General features: G+C 71.9%; 17 protein-coding genes and 1 riboswitch. Of the genes, 9 read left to right on the top strand and 8 right to left on the bottom strand.

Going from position 1 to position 21,459, the window contains the following annotated elements; genetic code table 11:
• Window positions 1-6 precede the first annotated feature (6 nt).
• The 8 genes from BJ969_RS11110 to BJ969_RS11075 all read left to right on the top strand — a co-directional run bounded on the left by BJ969_RS11110 (window position 7) and on the right by BJ969_RS11075 (window position 9,564).
• On the top strand, window positions 7-1,347 hold the full coding sequence (locus BJ969_RS11110; RefSeq protein ID WP_184478862.1) for a phosphotransferase family protein: 1,341 nt from the start codon (window positions 7-9) through the stop codon (window positions 1,345-1,347).
• Between the two features lie 41 nt (window positions 1,348-1,388).
• Window positions 1,389-2,309 (top strand): SMP-30/gluconolactonase/LRE family protein, encoded by a 921-nt coding sequence (locus tag BJ969_RS11105; protein WP_184478861.1) that lies wholly within the window; start codon window positions 1,389-1,391, stop codon window positions 2,307-2,309.
• Between the two features lie 94 nt (window positions 2,310-2,403).
• On the top strand, window positions 2,404-4,200 hold the full coding sequence (locus tag BJ969_RS11100) for an acyclic terpene utilization AtuA family protein (protein WP_184478860.1): 1,797 nt from the start codon (window positions 2,404-2,406) through the stop codon (window positions 4,198-4,200).
• Window positions 4,187-5,668, top strand: coding sequence for a CoA transferase (locus BJ969_RS11095; protein ID WP_184478859.1), 1,482 nt, complete (start codon window positions 4,187-4,189; stop codon window positions 5,666-5,668). Before BJ969_RS11100 ends, BJ969_RS11095 begins: the two co-directional genes overlap by 14 nt.
• Before the next feature lie 152 nt (window positions 5,669-5,820).
• Window positions 5,821-7,272 (top strand): flavin-containing monooxygenase, encoded by a 1,452-nt coding sequence (locus BJ969_RS11090; RefSeq protein ID WP_184478858.1) that lies wholly within the window; start codon window positions 5,821-5,823, stop codon window positions 7,270-7,272.
• A gap of 192 nt (window positions 7,273-7,464) precedes the next feature.
• Window positions 7,465-7,836 carry a hypothetical protein gene (locus tag BJ969_RS11085; protein ID WP_184478857.1) on the top strand — a complete coding sequence of 124 codons (372 nt, stop codon included), beginning with the start codon at window positions 7,465-7,467 and terminating at the stop codon, window positions 7,834-7,836.
• A 10-nt stretch (window positions 7,837-7,846) separates the two neighbouring features.
• Complete coding sequence (locus tag BJ969_RS11080; RefSeq protein ID WP_184478856.1) at window positions 7,847-8,956, top strand: polymorphic toxin type 44 domain-containing protein; 1,110 nt, start codon at window positions 7,847-7,849, stop codon at window positions 8,954-8,956.
• Entirely contained in the window at window positions 8,935-9,564 is a 630-nt protein-coding gene (locus BJ969_RS11075) for a hypothetical protein (RefSeq protein WP_184478855.1), read from the top strand. Before BJ969_RS11080 ends, BJ969_RS11075 begins: the two co-directional genes overlap by 22 nt.
• Window positions 9,565-9,620: 56 nt before the next feature.
• Here the strand turns inward: BJ969_RS11075 and asnB are convergent, their stop codons facing one another.
• From asnB to BJ969_RS11035, 8 genes are all read right to left on the bottom strand, one after another.
• Entirely contained in the window at window positions 9,621-11,450 is a 1,830-nt protein-coding gene (gene asnB, locus BJ969_RS11070; protein WP_184478854.1) for an asparagine synthase (glutamine-hydrolyzing), read from the bottom strand.
• A gap of 230 nt (window positions 11,451-11,680) precedes the next feature.
• Window positions 11,681-12,520 (bottom strand): patatin-like phospholipase family protein, encoded by an 840-nt coding sequence (locus BJ969_RS11065; protein WP_184478853.1) that lies wholly within the window; start codon window positions 12,518-12,520, stop codon window positions 11,681-11,683.
• Window positions 12,521-12,716: 196 nt separating this feature from the next.
• Window positions 12,717-13,361 (bottom strand): GOLPH3/VPS74 family protein, encoded by a 645-nt coding sequence (locus tag BJ969_RS11060; protein ID WP_184478852.1) that lies wholly within the window; start codon window positions 13,359-13,361, stop codon window positions 12,717-12,719.
• A gap of 175 nt (window positions 13,362-13,536) precedes the next feature.
• The gene (locus tag BJ969_RS11055; RefSeq protein ID WP_184478851.1) at window positions 13,537-14,931 is read right to left on the bottom strand and encodes a selenium-binding protein SBP56-related protein; all 1,395 of its coding nucleotides are present in this window, start codon (window positions 14,929-14,931) and stop codon (window positions 13,537-13,539) included.
• A 66-nt stretch (window positions 14,932-14,997) separates the two neighbouring features.
• The gene (locus BJ969_RS11050) at window positions 14,998-16,263 is read right to left on the bottom strand and encodes an MFS transporter (RefSeq protein ID WP_184478850.1); all 1,266 of its coding nucleotides are present in this window, start codon (window positions 16,261-16,263) and stop codon (window positions 14,998-15,000) included.
• A complete protein-coding gene (locus tag BJ969_RS11045) occupies window positions 16,260-17,363 on the bottom strand; it encodes a PLP-dependent cysteine synthase family protein (protein WP_184478849.1) in 1,104 nt (367 codons plus the stop codon). The genes BJ969_RS11050 and BJ969_RS11045 overlap by 4 nt, the downstream gene beginning before the upstream one ends.
• Window positions 17,360-18,202: a Rossmann-like domain-containing protein gene (locus BJ969_RS11040; protein ID WP_246456744.1), complete on the bottom strand. Its 843-nt coding sequence runs from the start codon at window positions 18,200-18,202 to the stop codon at window positions 17,360-17,362. The genes BJ969_RS11045 and BJ969_RS11040 overlap by 4 nt, the downstream gene beginning before the upstream one ends.
• 150 nt (window positions 18,203-18,352) lie before the next feature.
• Window positions 18,353-18,521: riboswitch (cobalamin riboswitch) on the bottom strand.
• A gap of 306 nt (window positions 18,522-18,827) precedes the next feature.
• Window positions 18,828-20,234 (bottom strand): class I SAM-dependent methyltransferase, encoded by a 1,407-nt coding sequence (locus BJ969_RS11035; RefSeq protein ID WP_184478848.1) that lies wholly within the window; start codon window positions 20,232-20,234, stop codon window positions 18,828-18,830.
• A 788-nt stretch (window positions 20,235-21,022) separates the two neighbouring features.
• Between BJ969_RS11035 and BJ969_RS11030 the strand changes: the two genes are divergently transcribed.
• Window positions 21,023-21,319 carry a hypothetical protein gene (locus BJ969_RS11030; RefSeq protein ID WP_221315779.1) on the top strand — a complete coding sequence of 99 codons (297 nt, stop codon included), beginning with the start codon at window positions 21,023-21,025 and terminating at the stop codon, window positions 21,317-21,319.
• Window positions 21,320-21,459: the final 140 nt, after the last annotated feature.

The raw sequence follows: 21,459 nt of genomic DNA, 5'->3' as shown, positions 1-21,459 counted from the left end.
GTGCCGATGAGCGAGGAGCTGCGCGCGCGGCTCGCCGCCCGCCTCGCCGGCCTGCGCGGTGAACCCGTCGAAGTGTCCGCTCCGCAGCGGCTCACCGGCGGAGCCAGCCGCGAGACCTGGACGTTCCGCGCCACGACCGCGACGGACGCGCGGCGGCTGGTCCTGCGCCGCGACCCGCCCGGCTACGACCGGCCGGAGTCGATGGGCGTGGAAGCGTCGGTGATCGCAGCCGCCGCTCGCTGCGCGGTGCCCGTGCCCGCGTTGCTGGACCACGACGCCGACCCGGCGGTGCTCGGCGCGCCGTACCTGATCAGCGAACACGTCGACGGCGAGACGATTCCCCGGCGCCTGCTGCGGGAACCGGAGTTCGACGAGGTGCGCCCGACGCTGGCCGCGGAGCTCGGCAGGGTGCTCGCCCGCATCCACCGCATCCCGGTCGGAGACGTGCCCGGTCTGGCGCACCCCGATCCGCTGGCGGCGCTGGAGGCCGATCACGCGCGGCACGACGAACCGCTGCCCGCGCTGGAGCTCGGACTCCGGTGGCTGCGGGAGAACCGGCCGCCGCCCGCCGGGGACGTGGTGGTGCACGGCGACTTCCGCAACGGCAACCTCATCGTCGGCCCCGACGGGTTGCGCGCGGTGCTCGACTGGGAACTGGTGCACCGCGGTGATCCGCTGGAGGACCTGGGGTGGCTGTGCGTCAAGGCGTGGCGGTTCGCCGCCGCGCCACCGGTGGGCGGCTTCGGGCGGCGCGCGGACCTGTTCGCCGGGTACGCGGAGGTCGCGGGCTGGGCGCCGGATCCGGCGGCGGTGCACTGGTGGGAGGTGTACGGGACGGCGAAGTGGGCGGTCGGCTGCCGGGACATGGCCCGGCGGCACCTGACCGGCGCGGACCGCTCGGTGGAGCTCGCCGCCATCGGCAGGCGGGTGTGCGAGCAGGAGCACGATCTGCTGCTGGCGCTGGGAATTCCACCGTCATCGGAAGATCCATCGGAACCGGACGCGCCCGCCCCCGATCTGCACGGACGCCCCACTGCCGCCGAACTGGTGGAGGCGGTGGCGGAATTCCTGCGCGCCGACGCGCGGCCCGCGCTGGAGGGGCGCACCCGGTTCCACGCGCTGGTGGCCGAGAACGTGCTCGGCGCGGTGGAGCGCGAACTGCGCCTCGGCCCCGGGCAGCGGCGGCGCCGTGCGGACCGGCTGGCCGCGCTCGGCCACCGGGACGAGGCCGAGCTCGCCGCCGCGATCCGCGCCGGAGCCGACGGCGACGACGTGCTCGCCGCCGTCCGCGAGGGCGTCACCGACCGCCTGCTCGTCGCCAACCCCCGCTACCTCGGGAATCCGTGAGACCCGCCGATGTGCACGACACCGTGAAAGGAGTTCCGACCATGCCCGAACTCACCGCTGTGGCCGAGGGGCTGAGCTTCCCCGAAGGACCGATCGCGCTCGACGACGGTTCCGTGCTGGTGGTGGAGATCCGGCGTGGCACCCTGTCCCGGGTGACGCCGGACGGCGCGGTCTCCGTCCTCGCCGGCTGCGGGGGCGGCCCGAACGGTGCCGCCATCGGGCCGGACGGCGCCGTGTACGTGTGCAACAACGGCGGCTTCGCCTGGCACGACCGCGAAGGGCTCGTGCTGCCCGGCCGCCAGCCCGACGACTACTCCGGTGGCCGCATCCAGCGCGTCACCTTCGACGGGACCGTGACCGACCTCTACACCGAGGTCGACGGCCATCCGCTGCGCGGCCCCAACGACATCGTGTTCGACGCCGACGGCGGGTTCTACTTCACCGACCTCGGCAAGACCCGCGAGCGGGACATGGACCTGGGCGGGCTGTACTACGCGCTGCCCGACGGTTCCCGCGTCGAGGAGATCGTGCACCCGCTGCAGCAACCCAACGGGGTCGGGCTGTCCCCGGACGGCGACCGGCTCTACGTCGCCGAAACGGGGCCGGGCCGGGTGTGGTGCTGGGACGTCACCGGCCCCGGCCGGCTGCGCGGGCGCGGTTCCGGGGCGCGCGGCGCGCAGCTGCTGCACGGTTTCGCCGGGGCGCAGATGCTCGACTCGCTCGCGGTGGACTCGGCGGGCAACGTGTGCGTGGCGACCTTGAACACCGGCGCGATCACGGTGCTCAGCCCGGACGGCGAGATCGTGGACGTCGTCGGAGTCCCGGTTCCGGACCCGCTGGTCACCAACATCTGCTTCGGCGGCCCCGAGCTGCGCACGGCCCACATCACGTCCTCGGGCCGCGGCGTGCTCTACCGCACCGAGTGGCCGCGCCCCGGTCTCGCGCCGCGGTTCACCGCGTGACCAGCACGATCACGCCGGCCTTCGCCGAACGGTCGTGCCCCGGATCCCGTCCCGGCCGTAGCGTGGAACATGACAAACAGCGAGGTGTTCGACAGTGCGTGAACGAGCCATCCGCATCGGCGATTTCTCCGGCTACCTGGGCGACCGGTTCAGCGCCGTGGACGAAGTGCTGGCCGGTGATCCGGTGGACGTGCTGATCGGCGACTACCTCGCGGAGATCACCCTCGCGGCGCTGTCGGTGCGCTACCGGCGGGATCCGGCGCGCGGCTACGTGGAGTACTTCGTCGACCAGCTGCGCCCGCACCTGGCGACGCTGGCCGAACGACGCGTCAAGGTCGTCACCAACGCGGGCGGTTTCCACCCCGCCGCTCTCGCGTCCGCGCTGCGGGAGCTCATCGCCGCCGAAGGCGTCGCGCTGTGCGTGGCCCACGTCGAAGGCGACAACGTCCTCGACCGGCTGCCCGCCTACCAGCGGGCCGGGCACCGCTTGGAGAACCTCGATTCCGGTGCGGCGCTCGCCGAGTGGGACGCCGAGCCGATGGCCGCGAACGCCTACCTCGGCGGCTGGGGCATCGCGGAGGCGCTCGCGAGCGGCGCCGACATCGTGGTGTGCGGGCGGGTCACCGACGCCTCGCTGACCTCCGGGCCCGCGGCGTGGTGGCACGGCTGGGGGCGCGAGGACTGGGACGCGCTGGCCGGGGCGGTGCTGGCCGGGCACATCATCGAGTGCGGTCCGCACGCCACCGGCGGCAACTTCTCCGGGTTCACCCGCGTTCCGGGCATGCTCGTGCCCGGCTTCCCGATCGCCGAGATCGACGCCGCGGGCAGCAGCGTCATCACCAAGCACGACCACGACGGCGGCACCGTCACCACCGACACGGTCACCGCGCAGATCGTCTACGAGATCCAAGGCCCGGCTTACCTGAACCCGGACGTCACCGTGCACCTCGACGAGGTCGCGCTGGAACTCGACGGCCCGGACCGCGTGCGGGTCACCGGCACCACCGGTTCTCCCCCGCCGCCGACGACGAAGGTCGCGGTGTTCGGGCAGCTCGGCCACCAGGTCGTCAACACCGTGTTCGTGACCGGGCTGGACGTCGACGCGAAGGTGGACCTGCTGCGCGCGCAGATCGGCCGCGACGTGCCCGAGGGCGTCACCGAGCTCGACATCACCCGGATCGGCACCGCCGCGGCGAACCCGGGCACGCAGTGGGACGCCACGGTGGGCCTGCGGGTGATGGCCACCGCCGCGGAGAAGGCTCCGCTGGAGCGGTTCGACGCGGCGGCGCGGCTCGGATCGCTGTACCTGCAGAGCATTCCCGGCTACTTCCACGACGGCGGCGCCGGGCTCACGTCCACGCCGCGCCCGCGCATCGACTACTGGCCCGCGCTGCTGCCGATGTCCGAGGTCCCGCACCGGCTCGCGCTGCCCGACGGGTCCACCGTGGACGTGAAGCCGCCGGTGCACACCGAGCCGGTGGCACCGCAACCCGTGCACGCGGAGCCCGGAAAGCCCGTCGCCACCGGGGAAACCCGCTCGGCACCGCTGGGCCTGCTGGCGCACGCGCGCAGCGGGGACAAGGGCGGCAACAGCAACGTCGGAGTCTGGGTGAGCGACGACCGCGCCTGGCCGTGGCTGCGCGACACCCTCTCCACCGAAGCGTTGCGCGCACTCGTGCCCGAGTGCGCGGACCTGGCCGTCGTGCGCCACGAATTCCCGAACCTGCGCGCGGTGCACTTCGTGCTGCGCGGCCTGCTGGGCACCGGTGGTTCGTCGAACCTGCGCGTCGACCAGGTCGGCAAAGCCGTGGGCGAGTACCTGCGGGCGAAGCACGTGACCATCCCGGTGGAACTGCTACCGGACGAAGGAGGCAACCATGTCGCTGACTGACCGCGTCGCGGCGGCCGTGGCCGAACCGGCCACCTCGGACGCGTTCGACCCGCACGCCGAGCTCGACGAGGTGCTCGCCGGTGTCGGGATGAGTTCCGGCGACACCGGCGGTTCCATCACCTTCCACGGCGCGGACCCGGTGGTGCCCAGCACGCTGCGGCTCGGCGGCGGGTCGGCGATCGCGCTCGCCGCGAAGTCGGCGGCGATCGCCAAGCTGTGGCGGTCGCGCGGCGGTGCCGGCCAGGACATCGACGTGGACCTGCGGTCCGCGCCGCACCGGCTGTGCCCGTTCTACGACCGCAAGTGGGAACTGCTCAACGGCTATCCGCCCGCGACGGCGGCGAACCCCTCCAACGCGCTCGGCTTCGCCTTCTACCGCACCGCCGACGACCGGTGGATGATGCCGCTCAACCCCTACCCGAAGATCAAGATCGCGGCGCAGAAGCTGCTCGGCGTGCCCGACGACGCCGAGGCCGTCGCGAAGGCGATCTCCGGCTGGAACGGCCTCGACCTGGAGAACGCCGCCGTGGCGGCGGGCACCGTGCTGCCGATGCTGCGCAGCACCGAGGAACTGCTCGCCGAACCGCACTACCGCGACGCGCTCGCCGACATGCCGCTGGTGGAGATCACCAAGATCGGCGAGAGCGAGCCGGAGCCGCTGTCCGGCGGCACCTCCCCGCTCGACGGCATCCGCGCCCTGGGCATGGGGCACGTGATCGCCGGGGCGGGCGTCGGCCGAGCGCTCGCGCTGCACGGCGCGGACGTGCTGAACCTGTGGCGCCCCAACGAACTGGAGCACGACACCACCTACGTCACCGCGAACGTCGGCACCCGCTCCGCCACCATCGACCCGTACAAGCCGGAAGGCGCGCAACGGATCCGCGGGCTGCTCGCCGACGCGGACGTGTTCTTCGCCAACCGCCGCCCCGGCTACCTCGACTCCATCGGCCTGTCCCCGGAGCAGGCCGCCGAGACCCGCCCCGGCATCATCCACGCCACGGCGACGCTCAACGGCGAGCACGGCCCGTGGGCGGGGCGCGTCGGGTTCGACCAGACCGCGGGCAGCCTCACCGGCATGATGCACCTCGAAGGCGACGGCGACACCCCCGCGCTGCCACCGATCCTCGTGGTCAACGACTACATCGTGTCCTGGCTGCTGACCACCGGCGTCGCCGAGGCGCTGGCCCGCCGCGCCACCGAGGGCGGCAGCTACCGGGTGCACGTCTCGCTGACCCGCGCCGCGCTGTGGATCCTCAGCATGGGCGTGTTCGACAAGCAGTACGCCCAGGCCACCGCGGGCAGCGACGCCCGGCACGCCTACCTCGACCCGGAGATCTTCACCGCCGACACCCCGCTGGGCCACTACCAGGGCGTCACCGACCAGGTCCGGATGTCGGCGACACCGGGCCACTACCGCACGGTGCTGGTGCCGCGCGGCTCGTCGCGGCCGGAGTGGCTGGAGCGCTAGCACGGCCTGCGGACGCTCGTCGACCGCGTCTGATCGAGGATTTCCACCCGTGCGGCCGGTTGTGAACGGCACGACCGCTCGCCCACAGTCGACATCGGCCCCAGGGGCGGAACCGCGGAACTCGGGGTGCCCCGACGAACTGAGGAGTTGCGATGAGGCAACCGTCAGTCGCCGTGATCGGAACCGGGTTCGGTGGCCTCGGCGCGGCGATCGAACTCACCCGCGCGGGGATCGACGACCTGGTGATCTTCGAACGCGGCCAGGACGTCGGGGGCGTGTGGCGGGAGAACACGTATCCGGGCGCGGCCTGCGACGTGCCGTCGCCCTTCTACTCCTACTCGTTCGAGCTCAACCCGAACTGGCCGCGGCGGTACTCCCGCCAACCGGCGATCCTCCAGTACCTGCGGGAGGTCGCGGACAAGTACGACCTGCACCGGTACATCCGCTTCGGGACGGAGGTGACGGCCGCCGAATACGACGAAGCCACCCGCAAGTGGCGCATCAGCACCGGCCAGGGCGGAGTGGTGGAGGTCGACGCCCTCGTATCGGCGGTCGGACTCCTGTCGCGCCCCTCGTGGCCGGACATCCCCGGACGTGAGACGTTCCAGGGCGCCTCGTTCCACTCCGCGCAGTGGGATCACGACGTCGACCTCGACGGCAAGCGGGTGGCCGTCATCGGTTCCGGCGCCAGCGCGGTCCAGTTCATCCCCGAGATACAGCCCGAAGTCGCGCACCTCACGCTGTTCCAGCGCAGTCCGCCCTACATCGTGCCGCGCCCGGACACCGAGTTCGGCTCCTGGCGTCGCCGGGTGCTCGGCGCGCTGCCCGGCCTGCTGCGCGTCAGACGTGCCGCGTGGTGGGCCGTCGGCGAGGCGATCGCCGTCTCCTTCCTCTACTCCCGGGTCCTGTCCCGCATCCTCACCGCGTTCAGCCGCCGCCACATGCGCAAGCAGGTCCCCGACCCGGCCCTGTTCGAGAAGGTGTGGCCGCAGTATCCCGTCGGGTGCAAGCGCATCCTGTTCTCCAACGATTACCTGCCGGCATTGGGAGAATCCAACGTCGCGGTGGTCGACACCGGCATCGAGTCGATCCACGCCGGAGGCGTCCGGGACGGCTCCGGCGAGTTCCACGAGGTCGACGTCATCATCTACGGCACCGGCTTCACCGCGTCGGACTTCCTCGCACCGCTGCGGGTCGCCGGTGCCGGCGGTCGCGATCTGCGCGAGGAGTGGTCCAGAACCGGGTCCCGCGCCTACCTCGGCATCTCGGTTCCCCACTTCCCGAACCTCTACGTGATGTACGGGCCGAACACCAACGTGGGCGCGGGTTCCATCGTCTTCATGCTGGAGCAGCAGGCGAAGCACCTCACGAGCGCGATCCTGCACAGCGCCCGGGTGGGAAGTCCGATCGCCGTCCGCCCGGAGGTGGCGGCGGCGTTCGACGCCGAGGTGCAGGGCCGGCTCGTCGACGGCGTCTGGACGAAGTGCGCCAGCTGGTACCGCGACGCCAGCGGCCGGATCAGCACCAACTGGCCCGGCACCGGCGTCGAATACCGCAGGCGCACGGCCGATTTCCGGCCGTCCGACTACGAACCCGTCGGCTGAGCCGGTTCGGGAGCCGATGCCGTCGAACCGGATCGCGATTCGGATCGGATGTACCATTGATCCGATCGGGCACATTCGCACCGAACCGCTCCGCGACTTCCCCGCCACTGTCTAGCGTCCTAGCAGATCCGCCCCGCTCCCCGTCCGGTCGGACGGCGCGGAAGCGCGGACGCGGTGGAGGGGACGGATGCGGTGGGCGGCATCAGGCAACAGCTCAATCCCGGCGACGACTCGCCGGATGACGACGGCGGCGTGCTGCAGGTGAACACCGCCGTGCTCAAGGCCTGCGGTGACGCGGCGGCCGACATCCGGGACCGGCTCGACGGCGCGCGCGAGGGCGTCGAGACGAGCGGGACCTCGGCGGGCGCGGCGCTGTCCCGGGAGAACTTCGTGCTCGGCCGGGCGCTGACGAACGCGACGGAGACCTGGCGTTCCCAGGTCGACACGCTGGTGCTCGCCTGCGACAAGCTCGACGCCGAACTGCACGCGACGGCGCGGGGTCACGAGGCCGTCGAAGCCGAGAACGAGATGACGATGGCCGAGATCGCGAAGCACTTCGAGTGAGGAGCGGCAGTTGCTCAGCTACGACGACGTCCGCCACGCCCCGCTCGACGCGCTCGCGGGCTGCGTGTCCGACTGGACCGACCTGATCGGCAAGCTCAAGACCCTCGACGACGACATTCACGAAACGGTGCTGAAGCCGGTGCAGACCGCCGGGTGGCAGGGTGACGACGCACGGGTGGCGATCGGGTTCGCCGACGAGACGGCGAGGGAGTTCGGCGACGCGACCGCCGAGGCGACCGGCATCCGCGACATCCTCCGCGAAGCGCACGAAGCGATCGCGAAGGCGCGCGACCGACTCGTCGAGATCGCCGACGTCGACGCACCCGCGAAGGACCTCGTCGTCAACGACAAGGGCGAAGTCCGCCCGAAATCGGCAGGACCCGGTGCGGATGTCGCGCATCGCGACCAGATCGATGAGGTCGACAAGGAGATCGAACGCGCCCTGGTCTCGGCCACCGAGGCCGACGAGAACGCGGCGTTCGCCTTGAAGTCCAACGTCGACGAGAAGCACGACTTCAACGCCCCGGAGCAATCGACGCTGGCCGCAGCGGAAGCGGCGGAGAGCGAAGCGCGGTTCCGCGAATCGGAGAAGTACATCTACGACGAGATGATGCGCAACAGCGGCTCGGACACCGTCGCGATGATCAAGGACCTGCTCCGGCCGAAGGAGTGGTGGGAGTTCGGCCGCGACCCCGCCGGGGAGACCATCGCCGCCCTGGCCATGTGGGCGAACCAGGTCCGCCCCGGCGCCGAGTGGGACCACAAACCCCTGCTGGAGGACGAGTTCGGGCTCGACGCGAAGGAGGAGTTCCAGTTCAAGGTCCCCGGTGAGGACCGCTCCGCGAGCTACGACATCTGGTCCAACATCCACTACGGTTACGTCGGCCGAGCCGCTGGGATCGACGCGGAGACCTTGATCGAGGGCGCGTCGATCGGTGAGGGCGTCGGCGAAGACGACCAAGGCGATCAGCTCACCATGCGCGCCGGGATCGAGATCTACGAGAAGTACGGCGACGACCTCACGCCGGAGCAGTTCCCCACCGAGGTCATGAAGACCATCGACGAGATGGAAGCGCAGAACGTCGAACAGGTGCAGGAATGGAAACCTCGGGAGTACTGACGGCGCGGCGCCGCCGTTTCGCCCTGGTCGCGGGCGCGGTGGTGGTGCTGCTCCTGATCGCGGTCGCGAGCTGGCATCTGCCGTTCGCCGGGCAGTGGCGGGAGACCCGCGCCGCGGCGGAACTGCTGCCCGCCGAACCCGGCGCTCCCGGCCAGTGGCGGCGATCCGCCGACTTCGCGCCCGCCGCACCGTCGATGACGGGATTGCGGGACCGCTGGACCCGCGTCTGGAAGGACTCGGCGGCCGACGGCCACGAGCCGGGGTTCGACGAGACCGCGCACCGCTTCGCCTCCCCCACCTGGGCGTGGCTGACGTTCCGGCTCGGGGATCCGAGCGACCGGTACGCGGAGAAGTACGACCGCATCACCGAGGTCCCGGCACCGGTGCCGCCGGAAGCGGACGAGGCGCGGTTCTACTGCGCCCGCTTCGACGGGCGTCCTGAGGAATGCACGCGCTGGTACGCGTGGATCCGGTACGGCCAGTACATCGTGTCGGTGACGGCCGACCCGCTCGACGACGGAACCACGCCGAACCGCACCGGAGCGCGGCTGGAGCGAATCCTCGCCGAGGCGGACCGGACGTTCACCACGACGACCGCCGGCCGGTGACGACGGCGTTCCGCAGCGGTTTTCCCCGCCAGAGCGGAGAAAACCGCTGAGGCCCGTCAGGCGAGCTTGATCGTCGGGTTGCGCTGGTCGAGCCAGGTGGCGATGTCGAGCACCCGCTCGATGGCGTTGCGCTGCTCGTTGGCGATCGTCTTCCCGTCGGCCTCGGTGGCGGCCCTGAGCTGGCCCTTGTCGTAGAAGTCGAGCACCCGGTGGTTCGACGAGATCAGCTCGGCGGCCTGGGACTGGATGGCCGCGAGGTAGTTCGGGTCGAAGCTGCCCGGGTAGCCGCTCTTCTTCCGGTCCGCCACCTCGTCGGGCAAGGTGTCGCGGGTGGCGCCGCGCAGGAGGCTCTTCTCCCTGCCGTCGTAGGTCTTGAGCGACCACGGCGTGTTGAACACGTACTGCACCAGCCGGTGATCGCAGAACGGCACCCGGACCTCCAACCCGACGGCCATGCTCATCCGGTCCTTGCGGTCCAGGAGCGTCTGCACCATGCGGGTCAGGTGCATGTAGCTGACCTGGCGCATCCGCTTCTCCAGCCCGGTCTCCCCGTCCTTGAGGGGAGCCGCGTTCAACGCGGCCGAGTAGTTGTCACCGATGTAGGCGCCCAGGTCGAGCTGCCGGGTCAGCCCGTCGTCGAGCAGCCCGCCGGGGTTCAGCGGGGAGTCGACGAGCCACGGGAACGTGTCGGCCGTGCGCTGCCGCTCGTCGTGGAACCACGGGTAGCCGCCGAAGATCTCGTCGGCGGACTCGCCGGAGAGCGCCACCGTGGACTGCTCGCGGATGGCCTTGAACAGCAGGTACAGCGAGTTGTCCCGGTCGCCGAGGCCGATCGGGAGGTCCCGCGCGCCGACGGCCGCACCGCGCACCGCCGGGTCGGACAACGCGGCACCGTCGAGCACGATGTTCTCGTGGTCGCTCTTGACGTGCTCCGCGACGGCCTTCACGAACGGAGTGTCCTGGGTGGGGGCCACGTCGATGGCCCGGAAGTTCTCCGCCTGGTTGGGGAAGTCCACGGCGAAGCTGCGCACGTTCTCGCCCTGCTCGGCCAGTTGCAGCGCCGCGATGGCGGTCATGGCCGAGGAGTCGAGCCCGCCGGACAGCAGCGTGCAGCGCGGCACGTCGGCGACCAGCTGGCGGGCGATGATGTCGTCGAGCAGTTCGCGGACGCGCCCGACGGTGGTCGCGCGATCATCGGTGTGCTCGCCGACCTCCAGCTGCCAGTAGCAGCGTTCGCGCAGCCCGTTGCGGTCCACGATCGCCAGGTGACCGGGCTTGAGCTCCCGCATCCCCTCCCACGCGGCGAAACCGGGCGTCTTGGCGAACGAGAAGATCTCGCGCATCCCGTCGAGGCCGATCACGGGCTCGACGGCCGGGTTCGCCAGGATCGCCTTCGGCTCGGAGCCGAACAGCACGCCGTCGTCGGTCTCGTAGTAGTAGAAGGGCTTGATGCCCATGCGGTCGCGGATCATGACGAGCTTCTCGGTGCGCTCGTCCCAGATCGCGAAGGCGTACATGCCGTTGAGCTCGTCGGCGAGGCGCTCGCCCCATTCCAGGTAGCCGCGCAGCACGACCTCGGTGTCGGAGTCGGTGTCGAACCGGTGCCCGCGCCTGCGCAGTTCGTCGCGCAGTTCGGTGAAGTTGTACGCCTCCCCCGAGTACACCATCGCGACCGCGCCGTCCGGGGTGTCGACCTTCATCGGCTGGGCGCCGCCGGGAAGGTCGATGACGGCGAGCCGCCGGTGCCCCAGCGCGGCGTGCGGAGCGATCCACGTACCGGCGGCGTCCGGTCCGCGGCAGGCCATCGTCTCCGTCATGTCCCGCAGCACGCCGTCCCGCGTGCCGAGATCACGTGCGTAGGAGACCCAACCGGTGATGCCACACATACGACCACCTCAACCCATGTAGATAGCTACCCAAACTAACTAGGCACCAGCACGCTATTCCCCGGGTTGTTGATCAACGATAGAGCGATAGCGTGACGCAGTGTGACGTCACGCACAGATTGCGGGTATTGAGCGCGTGTTGCGCAACCCCGTGAACTGGATGAACGGGACGGCGCGGCCACTTCGCACATCAAAGCCGCGATTACGACAAGTGACCTTCCCTGTCGCCGTCACGTCCACGCGGCGCGCACCTGGTCGGCGACCTCGGGAGCCTGAGCTCGCCCGGCGAGCGCGGCGGCCCGTCGCCGTGCGGGGTCGAGGGGGTTGCGGCCCATGGCCTGCTTCGCCGCCGGGCCGGGGCTCACGACCACCGACCGCACCGCGCCACCGAGCGCCGCCACCTGCGCCGCGGGCCGATCCGCGCGGCGCCCGGCCGCTGTGGTGGGGGCGATGACCACGACCCGCTCGCAGTGCGCCGCGAGATCCGCGTTGGTCACCGAGCGCACCCCGCCGTCGACGTAGCGGCGCCCGTCGATGGTCACCGGCGGCCACACCAGCGGCACCGCGCAGCTGGCGGCGACGGCGTCGACCAGTGCCACGCCGCCGTCGTTCTCGAAGACCCGGACGCGTCCCGTTTCCGCGTCGACGGCCGGGATGCACAACCGCTGCCGCGGCCAGTCGTGGTGCGGCAGCCGCTGCTCGATGACGGCTCGGCGTTCGGATTCGGGCACGGTCTCGGCGCGCAGCGCCGCTCGCCCGAGCCAGGCCCGAGCGCGCCGGCGATCACCGGGCCACGCGGCGGCGGCCGCGAAGCGCGCCAGCGCCGCCGGACTCATCCGGGCCGCGATCTCGCCGGAGGCCTCGCGCAGCTGGTCCTGGAAGAGTTCGTCGAGTCCGATACCGCTGGTGATCTGCGCCGCGACGACGGAACCCGCCGAGGTGCCGACGACGAGACCGGCCGCGGACAGGTCCACGCCGAGCTCGGCGAGCCCCCGCAGCAGACCCGTCTCCCACGCGATGCCCGTGACCCCGCCACCACCGAGAACAAGACCTCGTCCACCATCGTCCATCCCCCGAATCTAGCCGCCGCTCGGCATCGGTCGGAACGACGTCGTGGTCCGGGAAACGAGCCCGGCGAGGCGAATGCCGCCGGGGGCGGGCCGGCGGGCAACCGGTCCTGGTCGGCCGGCCACCGCTCGACGTCCTGCGCCGACGCGCGGACGAACACGGCGGTGACGCAGGTACTCGGCGGTGGTCGATACTCGCTCAGCTCGTCGCGCCCGCGCGGCGGGCCGCGATGGAGTAGTCAAGCGCCTTGCGCAGGCCGGGGAGGTCGGAGTCGACGCGATCGGCCAGGGACCGGACCACGTCGCGGTGCGCGCGGCGCTCCTTCGGACTGAACGCGGTGCGCACGTCTCCTTGCAGGGCGAACGTGGCGAGCACCGCGTCCTCGATCGCGATCCCGGCCGGGTCGTGGCCGCCCAGCACCGCGTCGCGCACCCGCCCTTGCAGGAGGCGGACCCGCTCGGGGTCGGGCAGGGCGATGTCGTGGACCGGGAACAGGCCCAGCGCCCGGCGGCGGTCGGCAGTGATGACGCCGGTGGCGGCGAGCAGGTCTCGCATGGTCGCTTCCGCCGTGTGCCAGCTGTGGTCCACGACGGTGAACCACCGGCGCGGCCGATCCGGGGACACGTGGTCCAGGACCTCCGCGAGGAACGGATCATCCGGGGTTTCGGTGCTGGTACGGGCGGCTTTGCCCGCCTCGTCCCGGAACCATCCGGCGAGGGCCAGGTCGGCCACAGCGGCGGCGCGCACGAGCTGACCGCGCACCAGGGCGCTGCTGGATTCGATCCGGCCCTTCTCCACGTCGTAGCAGAGCAGGTACATCTCGTGCGGCAGCGGCAGGTTCATGGCGTTCCCTCGCGACTCGGCCGGGGCGGTTCCCCGGCGTGGACGAGGTCAGTCAAAACCGTGCCGACGCGGCATGGTCAAATCCGATCCGGAACAAGATCCGCGGAAGTGGCTCAAGTCATGCGCCGACGCTGGGGAGGTCGCCGTCCCCGCGTCGCCCCGTGCCCGGCGGCGCTCACCGGTAGCAGTAGGAGTCCGACGAGGCGTCGCCGCCTTGGAGGCGGACCTGGTGGGTGCGGAGACCGCGGAAATCCGCGCCGTGCGGGAAGAAACCCGTGTCGACGGCGAGCCCGCCCGCCGGGTCGGCGTCGAGCTTGGCCATCCAGGCGCCCACGCCGTCCGGGTAGAACTGGTCGTCCCAGGCGCCGTAGAGGGAGTTCGTCACGTACACCCGGCGGCCGTCGCGGCTGACCTCCACCATCTGCGGTCCGCCGGAGAGCGGTTCGCCGGGCGCGGCCGGGTGCTCGTGGTGGGCGGTGATGCCACCGAGCCGGACGGAACCGGTTTCGCGCGGGGACGCGGGATCGGTGACGTCGAACTGCTTGAGCTCGCCGGTCCCCCAGCAGGACACGTACAGGAACCGGTCGTCGACGGACAGGTCGATGTCGGTGATCAGCGGTGGTACCGCGCCGAACGGGCGCAACGCCGGGGGCAGCGCGTCCGGGTCGGCGGGCGCGGCGGGCACCGTGATCACCTTGTCCGCCCGCCACTTCTCGCCGTCGAGGTGCCAGCGCCACACCGACGCCGACAGGTCCTCGGTGGAGACCACCACTCCGGCGAAGCCCCAGGTCGCTTCCGGGTCGTGCGACGGGCGCAGCTCCAGCACCATCTGGTGCTGCTCGCCCAGGTCCACGCGCTGCCGGTGCGCGCCGGCCGCGAGGTCCCAGAAGTGCAGGGCGTGGCCGTACTCGTGGGCCAGCAGCCGCTCCGGCACCAGACCGTCCTCGATGAGCGACGGCGCTCCCCACTCGCTGCTGATCAGGGTGTTGCGGTTGAGGTGCCACCAGGCGTCGTAGGCGAGGCGCTGCGGGCCCCGATCGGTCTCCCACGCGCGCAGCACGTCGAACGAGTCGTGGTCCAGCAGCGCGATGCCGCCCGGCCCGTCGGCGCCGTCCCGGCCGCCGAGGCAGGTGAGGAACACGCCGTCCGGACCGCAGTGCAGCGTGTGCGGGCGGGAGTACCCGGCCTTCGCGGAGAGCTCCGCCGCCGTGATCGTCTTGACCAGGCGCGGCGCCCTCGGGTCCGGGACGGTGTCGAGCACGTGCAACCGCGAGGAGCGCAGGCCCGGCACGATCAGGTAGCGGCGCGCCAGCCCCGCCATGTCGTGGCCCTCGTGCTGGAGCGCGCTGCTGCACGCGTTCCACCCGAAGTGGTGCAACTCGTCACCGGTGCCGGGCATCTCGGTCCAGCCCACGACCCGGCCGTACTCGGGCGAGGACGGGTTCACGTCGAGCACCGCCATCGCGTCCGGGCGGCTCGCGGAACGGTCGAAAGCCGCCACGTAGGCCACTTCCTCGCGCGGCGCCGCGATCGCGTCGGCGGGGCTGCGGTAGAACGTCGGATCGGTCATGCCGGGACCTCCCGTGGTCGGCTGGTGCCCACGGGATACACCGCCGCACGGGAGGTCGCCAGCGCGTCACGCGGTCGTGGGCTGCTCCTGGCGCGCCCGGCCGAGCGCTCCGCGCCGTTCCATGAGCGCGGTGCCCCCGGCTCCCGCCAAGCCGACCAGCAGCAGCGCCAGCCACGGCAACCACCGCACGCCCGGCTCGGCGAACGCGTCCAGCAGGGCACCCGCCAGCCAGCTCACCCCGGCCGCCACCAGGCTGGAGACCAGGTAGTAGAAGCCGTAGTAGGTGCCCGCGAGCCGTTCGCTGCCGATCTCGGGCAACAGCTCCATCGCGAACGGGTTCGTCATGGCCTGCCCGACGGTGAACAGCACGATCGCGATCACCACGGGCACGAACGCCAGCGCCGTGCCGAGCGCGCCCGCCACCGGGAGGCGCTCCGGCAGCACCGGGGCCGCCAGCATCAGCGGCACGAACGAACCGCCCATGCAGCACAGGCCCAGCACGATCGACCGCCCGGAGCTCCACCGCCGGCGGCACCACTCGGTGATGCGGACCTGGCCGAACACGCCGATCGCGGTGGACACCCCGAACACCACCGCGATCGACCACGCCGCGCCGGACACGCGCTGCGCCTCCAGCGGCAACGTCAGGTAGAGCTGGTTGTAGAGCGCGAAGTACGCCGACAACGACAGCGTGAAGCCGAGGAAGCGGCGGTTGAGCACCACTTCCCGCCAGCTGCCCAGCACGCTCTGCTGCTGCGGCTCGACCTCCCGGTGCGGCAGCACCAGCAGCTGCGCGGCGGTGAGCACCGCGAACGCCACGCACGCCACCAGCGCGATGACGCGGAAGTCCACCGCCAGCAGGGCCGCGCCGAGCAGCGGCCCGACCAGCGTGCCCGCGTGCTGGAAGACGTTGAACACGGCGAACACCTCGGCTCGCCGCTCCCCCGCCTCGTGCATCAGGTAGGTGCGCACCGCCGGGTTGAACAGCGCACCGGCCAGCCCGGTGAGGATCGCCGCGGCGAACAGGCCCGGCAGCGAGGTGAACACGGCGAACAAGCCGAACGACACCACCCGCAACGCGCAGCCCGCGATGATCATCGGGCGGCAGCCGAGCCGGTCCGCGGCGGTCCCGCCGAGCAGGAACATGCCCTGCTGGCTCAGGTTCCGGACACCGAGCACCAGGCCGACCACGGCGGCGCCGTAGCCGAGGTTCCCGCTCATGTACGCGGCCAGGAACGGCATCAGCATGTAGAAGCCGACGTTGATGCCGAACTGGTTGATCACCAGCAGCTTCGCGGCCGGGGACAGCCTGGCGAACGCGGCGCGGTTCATTCCCGCACCTCGCAGACCGGGCAGCCCGCCGAACCGGCGGTGCGATGGGCGCAGGGATCGACCACCTTGCGCGACCTCCTCCAACTCGTCTTGCTGTCCACTTCGGACGGAATTCCGTCCGTTTCGGATGGTTCGGTGACCGGATCGGGCAGGTTCTGGGCGGCGTGGAAGTCCGCGTCGTAGATCGTCCGCCAGTACCGGTGCGGCCCGTCGGGGAACACGGCGGCGACTCGGTCTGAGCCCAGTTCGCGCGCGCACCAGGACGCGACCAGCGCCACCGCGCCGGTGCTCCACCCACCGGTGGCGAACGACCCCGCAGCCAGCCGCCGGCAGCCCGCGACGGCCTCCGCCGCCCCGACCCAGTGCACTTCGTCGAACGCCGCGTAGTCCACGTTGCCCGGGTGGATGCTGCTGCCCAGACCGCGCATCAGGCGCTTCACCGCCGGATCGCCGAACACCGTGGAGCCCGCCGCGTCGACCCCGACCAGGCGGGCCTCCGGACGGTGCTCGCGCAGCACCTGCGCGATCCCGGCGCTGTGACCGCCGGTGCCGACGCTGCACACCACGACCTCGACGTCGTCGAGCTGGTCGAGCAGTTCGCGGCCCAGCCCGTGGTACCCGGTGACGTTGTCCGGGTTGTTGTACTGGTCCGGCCAGTACGGGTCGGGCAGCGTCGCCATCAGCTCCCGCACCCGCTCCAGCCGGGCGCGCTGCCAACCGCCCACCGGGTGCGGCGACCGCACCAGCTCCACCCGCACGCCGTAGGCGGTGAGCAGGGCGCGGGTCATGTCGTCGAGCTCGTCGTCGGCGACGACGACCACCGGATGCCCCCACGCCACCCCGACGCACGCCAGGCCGATCCCCAAGGTGCCGCTGGTGGATTCGACTACCGTGCCGCCGGGGCGCAGCTCGCCGCGCTCGCGCGCGCCCGCCAGCATCGCGTGCGCCGCCCTGGCCTTCATCCCGCCCGGCGCCACGCCCTCCAGCTTCGCCCAGAAACCCGGGTGCTCGAAGGCGATCGGGGTGGTGACGCGCAGCAGCGGGGTGTTGCCTATCAGGTCCAGCGGCGACTCGGACCGGGCCGGTGCCCGACCGGTCATCGCGGCGCCTCGTAGGTGTGGATCGTGGTCTCCTCGCCGGAGAGCCAGAAGAACGGGTACGGCTCCGCCGATAGCGCCTGCACCGGGCCGCCGAGCAGTTCCCGCAGCACCGCGGCCCCGGTCTGGGCGAACAGGGTCAGCGGCAGGTCGCGCGCCGCGCAGGCCGCGGCGATCTCGTCGAACGTGCCGTTGCCGAGCACCATTCCCGAGGCCAGCACCGCGTCGGCGCCCTCGATCGCGGCCGCGTGGTCGGTCAGGATCGGCTCGTCCCACTCGGTCCGGCCACCCTTGAGGTCGCACGGAACGCAGGTCAGCCCGCGCTCCCGCAACGCGGCGAGCAGCGAGTTCACCACGCCGATCACCGCCACCCGGCCGCCCTCGGGGGCCCGGGTGATCGCGGCCACCGCGCGGGCCCGCGCCATCGACTTCGCCAGCGAATCCCCCGCCGGGACCCGTACCTGGCGGGCCAGCGGGTGCGCGCCGTGCGGAGTGGTCGCGGCGAGGTAGGCGTCCAGCGCGGCCACCCGGACCGGGCGCAGCGGGTGCGCCAGCAGTTCGGCGACGCTGCGCCCGACGGTGTCGCGCACCGCGTCCTCGTCGAGCGCGCCGGGTTCCACGGCGCAGGAACCGACGGCCGGGCCGACCCGCACGCTGAGCACGGTGTTGACGTAGCCGGTGCCGCGACCGGTGTGCCGGGCGGCCTGCACGGTCAGGAACGCCACCGCGGCCGTGGTCTGCTGCGGTGTTCCCCCGTCGGCGCCGCAGAACGCGCCGGCCAGAGCGGACTCGATCAACGAGTCCGAATAGGACTGATCAGTGGTGGCAGGAACAGGACGCACGTGTCTCCCGAAGCCGGTCCGGTCAGCGACGATCGAAGGCGGGCTACGCCCGGGGGAGACCACAAGGGTCCGAGGGGAAAGTTGCGCCCGTCGGGCGCGATGCGTCGATGCGCAGCACCACGTACCTCCTCCGGAGCTCCGCGACCCCGTACGAATCGGTACGACGATGCCAGTGTCCTGGCTCGTGGATCAGAACCCTGGCCTCCGGCCTTCCCACCCTGTCGGGCAGTGGCACGGGTGGAGGCGGGCTCCCCACTCACAGTGGCGGGACCGCGCCGGAGTCACACCGGCTTCCTGAACACCGTCGCTTGAACGGGTGAAAAGTTCGCAGTCCCGCTGAGGAATGTCAAGTGCGCCGGACGTCGGAACGCAGCAGCGACGACACGCGGAAACTGCGTCCGCGCAGGTATGAGCGCCGGAAAACCGGCGCCGCCGAAAGAACTATGACGTCGATGACCCTTGCCGGAACATCGGAGCGGATGCTCGCGCGGTGTTCCGGCAAGGGCCGTGCGCGACGTTCGGCCGAGCCTCCGCGGAACGAGGCGCCCGAGACCGTCGGATAGTCGGCCGGATTGGTTCCCGGCAATTCTGGAAAAAACCGGGCGAAATTCCGCCGGAGCGCGGATCAGACCGCCACCGCCCCCATTCCGCCGCGTCCGACGGCCCGGCGGCGGGCGGTGAGGTACAGGAAGGAGCCGGGCCCGCTGGAATCCACCACGTCCAATCCGACCGACCCGAACGCCTCGGCGATCGTCTCCGGTTCGAACGACCGCAGCCCGAACACCCGCTCGTGGCAGCGCTGGAAGTAGCGCTGGAACGCGCGCGTCCCCGGCCGGTAGGTGGTCGCCGTGAAGGTGCCCGCCGGATGCAGGCAGCGCGCCACTTCCGCGATCACCCGCTGCGGCTCGGGCAGCAGGTGCAGCGCGTCGGAGCAGTTCACCGCGCCGAGGAAGGCGTCCGGGAACGGCAGCGCCCGCGCGTCGCCCTCGGTGAACAGCACGCCCGGGACCGCCGCGCGCGCCACCTCCAGCAACGGCGCCGCCGAGTCCAGGCCGAGCACCCGGTCCGGGCCGACCTGCTCGGCCAGCACCCGCGTCCAGCGCCCGGTGCCGCAGGCCACGTCCAGCACCGGCCCCGGCGCCGGGCGCAGGTTCCGCCGCAGGTAGGCGTCCTCGTCCCACGCCGTGACCGACCGGTCCCAGTTCCCGCCCGGTACCGCGCCCGACTCCGCGCGCAGCAATTCGATGCGCTGGCCCGCCGTCGACTCCTGCTCCAGCAGCCGCCGGTAGGCGCCGGACGCGGGCGTGACGGGTTCCGGCGGTTCCGGCAGCTCCGGCCAGCCGAACGCGTGGTGGATCTCGTGCTCGGCGCGCGCGCCCTGGTAGGCGCGCAGCGCGGCGGTCTCGGCGTCCCACAGCTCGGCGAGCTCCGCACCGGCTCGGACCGGACCGGTGATCGGCGCGAGGCTCCCCCAGTGCGCCGGGGACGGCCAGGCCCGGCCGATTCCCGCCGCACAGCTCGGATCGGTGAAGTCGGGGACGGTCAAGCAGCGGCGGAGCCGGGCGGCGTCGTGCTCGTCCAGATCCGCCGGCAGCACCGGCGAGATCCGGTCGCGCTGCTCCGGCAGGTGCATCAGCAGGTGCAGCAGCGCGGTGCGCAGGCACGGCTCGGTGTCGGCCCGCTCCAGCAGCCGCATCGACGCGTCGAGCCGGTCGCCGAGCACGCCCTTGATCTGTCCCGGCAGGTACGAACTGCTCTCGTCGTCGCCGAGCAGCACGCCCAGCAGCAGCGCCACCCGCGCCCGGTTGGGGTGCGGGGAGCCGGTGAGGACCTCGACCGGGCCGACCAGGTCGGCCGGGCCGGCCGCCGCCGGGTCGAGCAGCTCGCGGGCGAGCCGGGCGAAGGCGACGTCGGACACCTGCGGGTCGTGGTGCACGAGCGCGGCGCGCAGTCCTCCCCACCTCGCCGTATCCGGCGCCGGGTCCGGCTGGGCTGTGACCCGCGGGAGGCCCGGTTGCTCTTGAGCACGCATCTGCTCGACTCCTTCGCTGTTGCACCGGGACCGGCCGTGCCGGGCGAATCCGGCTCGGCGCAGTCGAATTCGGGGTGACCGGGGAACTCGGTCCCGCTGGAGAAGCAGGTCCCGCTGGAGGACGTCGGCGAGCGCGGGGCACTGGCAGGTCCGCGGAGTCCGAGACGGGATCGCGGCGGCAGGCGCGTCGTTGCGCCGAATCGCGGCCGGCGGAGATTCGCACAGCGCCGGTGGGACGCCCGGACTTCCTCGTCCGAACGGGAAGCACCCGGTGCCCGGCGATCCGCAGCGGACGCCGGTCCGGGAAGACCGCGATGAATCCATCATGGACGAGCGGGTCCCGCCACGACGACCACCGAAAGCGTTTTCCTGCGTCCCCGCGTTGAGTGATCGCGAGCGCGCACTCGATCACGGACGGTCGAACTCGGATCGGAGTCCACGCGAGACCGGCGGGACGTGCCCGCCACCAACGGGTTGTGGTGCCGGATCTTCCTTGTCAGGAGCGGACCGTCGCTGACACGCTCGGCCGCGCACCTCCGACGCCCGATCTCCCGGCAGGTGCTCTCCCGGATCCGAGCCGATCAACGGGACGCGGCCGGCATTCGCCGCCACCGCGCGACATCCGCTCCGGAATCCACCTCAGCGGCCTCCTGCGCGGGCAGGCTGCTCGCCCGTCGTCGCTCCGGAGCACTTCCCCGCAATTCCACTGTGGACAGATTGGGAGCGATCACGATGCGCGAACGGTTACCCGAGCCGTCGACGCGGAACGCGCGACGGGCGGCCGTCCGATGACCGGCGCCGGCCGCGGGGACGGCGCGGACCTGAGCAGCGAGATCCAACGCGCCCAGGCGATCCTCGGCGACCTCTGCTTCGGCTCGACGGCGCGCCACCCGGAGGACCGCATCCGCGACCACCTCGAACTGGACCCCGCCGAGATCACCGAGCTCGAACTGGAACTGCGCAGCCGCCACCGCATCGACCTCGACCTGTGGGGCGTCTACGACCACACCTTGAGCGAGCTCGCCGTCCTCCTCGCCCGCGCCGCCTCCCCCGAGTCCGGCGGCCCCCAGAACCTCGACCGCTGACACGACACCTCGAAACAGCGACGCAGGCGTGCGGTGCCACCCGATCGGCCCAGCGGTGGTCCGGTTCAGGACACGCTCCGAAGGGAGCGCTGGGCCGGGCGAGCAGCCGTGCCTCTCGATCGAGTGCACCTGTGTTCGCG

The organism is Saccharopolyspora gloriosae (genome assembly GCF_014203325.1).
GTDB lineage: Bacteria > Actinomycetota > Actinomycetes > Mycobacteriales > Pseudonocardiaceae > Saccharopolyspora_C > Saccharopolyspora_C gloriosae.
This window is presented reverse-complemented; position numbering and strand designations above follow the sequence as displayed.

Bases quoted from the DNA above. Each gene is read 5' to 3' on its own strand.
- BJ969_RS11075 (WP_184478855.1), top strand. From the start codon at position 8,935: ATGGAAACCTCGGGAGTACTGACGGCGCGGCGCCGCCGTTTCGCCCTG.
- BJ969_RS11055 (WP_184478851.1), bottom strand. From the start codon at position 14,931: ATGACCGATCCGACGTTCTACCGCAGCCCCGCCGACGCGATCGCGGCG.
- BJ969_RS11035 (WP_184478848.1), bottom strand. From the start codon at position 20,234: ATGCGTGCTCAAGAGCAACCGGGCCTCCCGCGGGTCACAGCCCAGCCG.
- BJ969_RS11110 (WP_184478862.1), top strand. From the start codon at position 7: ATGAGCGAGGAGCTGCGCGCGCGGCTCGCCGCCCGCCTCGCCGGCCTG.
- BJ969_RS11060 (WP_184478852.1), bottom strand. From the start codon at position 13,361: ATGAACCTGCCGCTGCCGCACGAGATGTACCTGCTCTGCTACGACGTG.
- BJ969_RS11090 (WP_184478858.1), top strand. From the start codon at position 5,821: ATGAGGCAACCGTCAGTCGCCGTGATCGGAACCGGGTTCGGTGGCCTC.
- BJ969_RS11030 (WP_221315779.1), top strand. From the start codon at position 21,023: ATGACCGGCGCCGGCCGCGGGGACGGCGCGGACCTGAGCAGCGAGATC.
- BJ969_RS11105 (WP_184478861.1), top strand. From the start codon at position 1,389: ATGCCCGAACTCACCGCTGTGGCCGAGGGGCTGAGCTTCCCCGAAGGA.
- BJ969_RS11050 (WP_184478850.1), bottom strand. From the start codon at position 16,263: ATGAACCGCGCCGCGTTCGCCAGGCTGTCCCCGGCCGCGAAGCTGCTG.
- asnB (WP_184478854.1), bottom strand. From the start codon at position 11,450: ATGTGTGGCATCACCGGTTGGGTCTCCTACGCACGTGATCTCGGCACG.
- BJ969_RS11045 (WP_184478849.1), bottom strand. From the start codon at position 17,363: ATGACCGGTCGGGCACCGGCCCGGTCCGAGTCGCCGCTGGACCTGATA.
- BJ969_RS11095 (WP_184478859.1), top strand. From the start codon at position 4,187: ATGTCGCTGACTGACCGCGTCGCGGCGGCCGTGGCCGAACCGGCCACC.
- BJ969_RS11065 (WP_184478853.1), bottom strand. From the start codon at position 12,520: ATGGACGATGGTGGACGAGGTCTTGTTCTCGGTGGTGGCGGGGTCACG.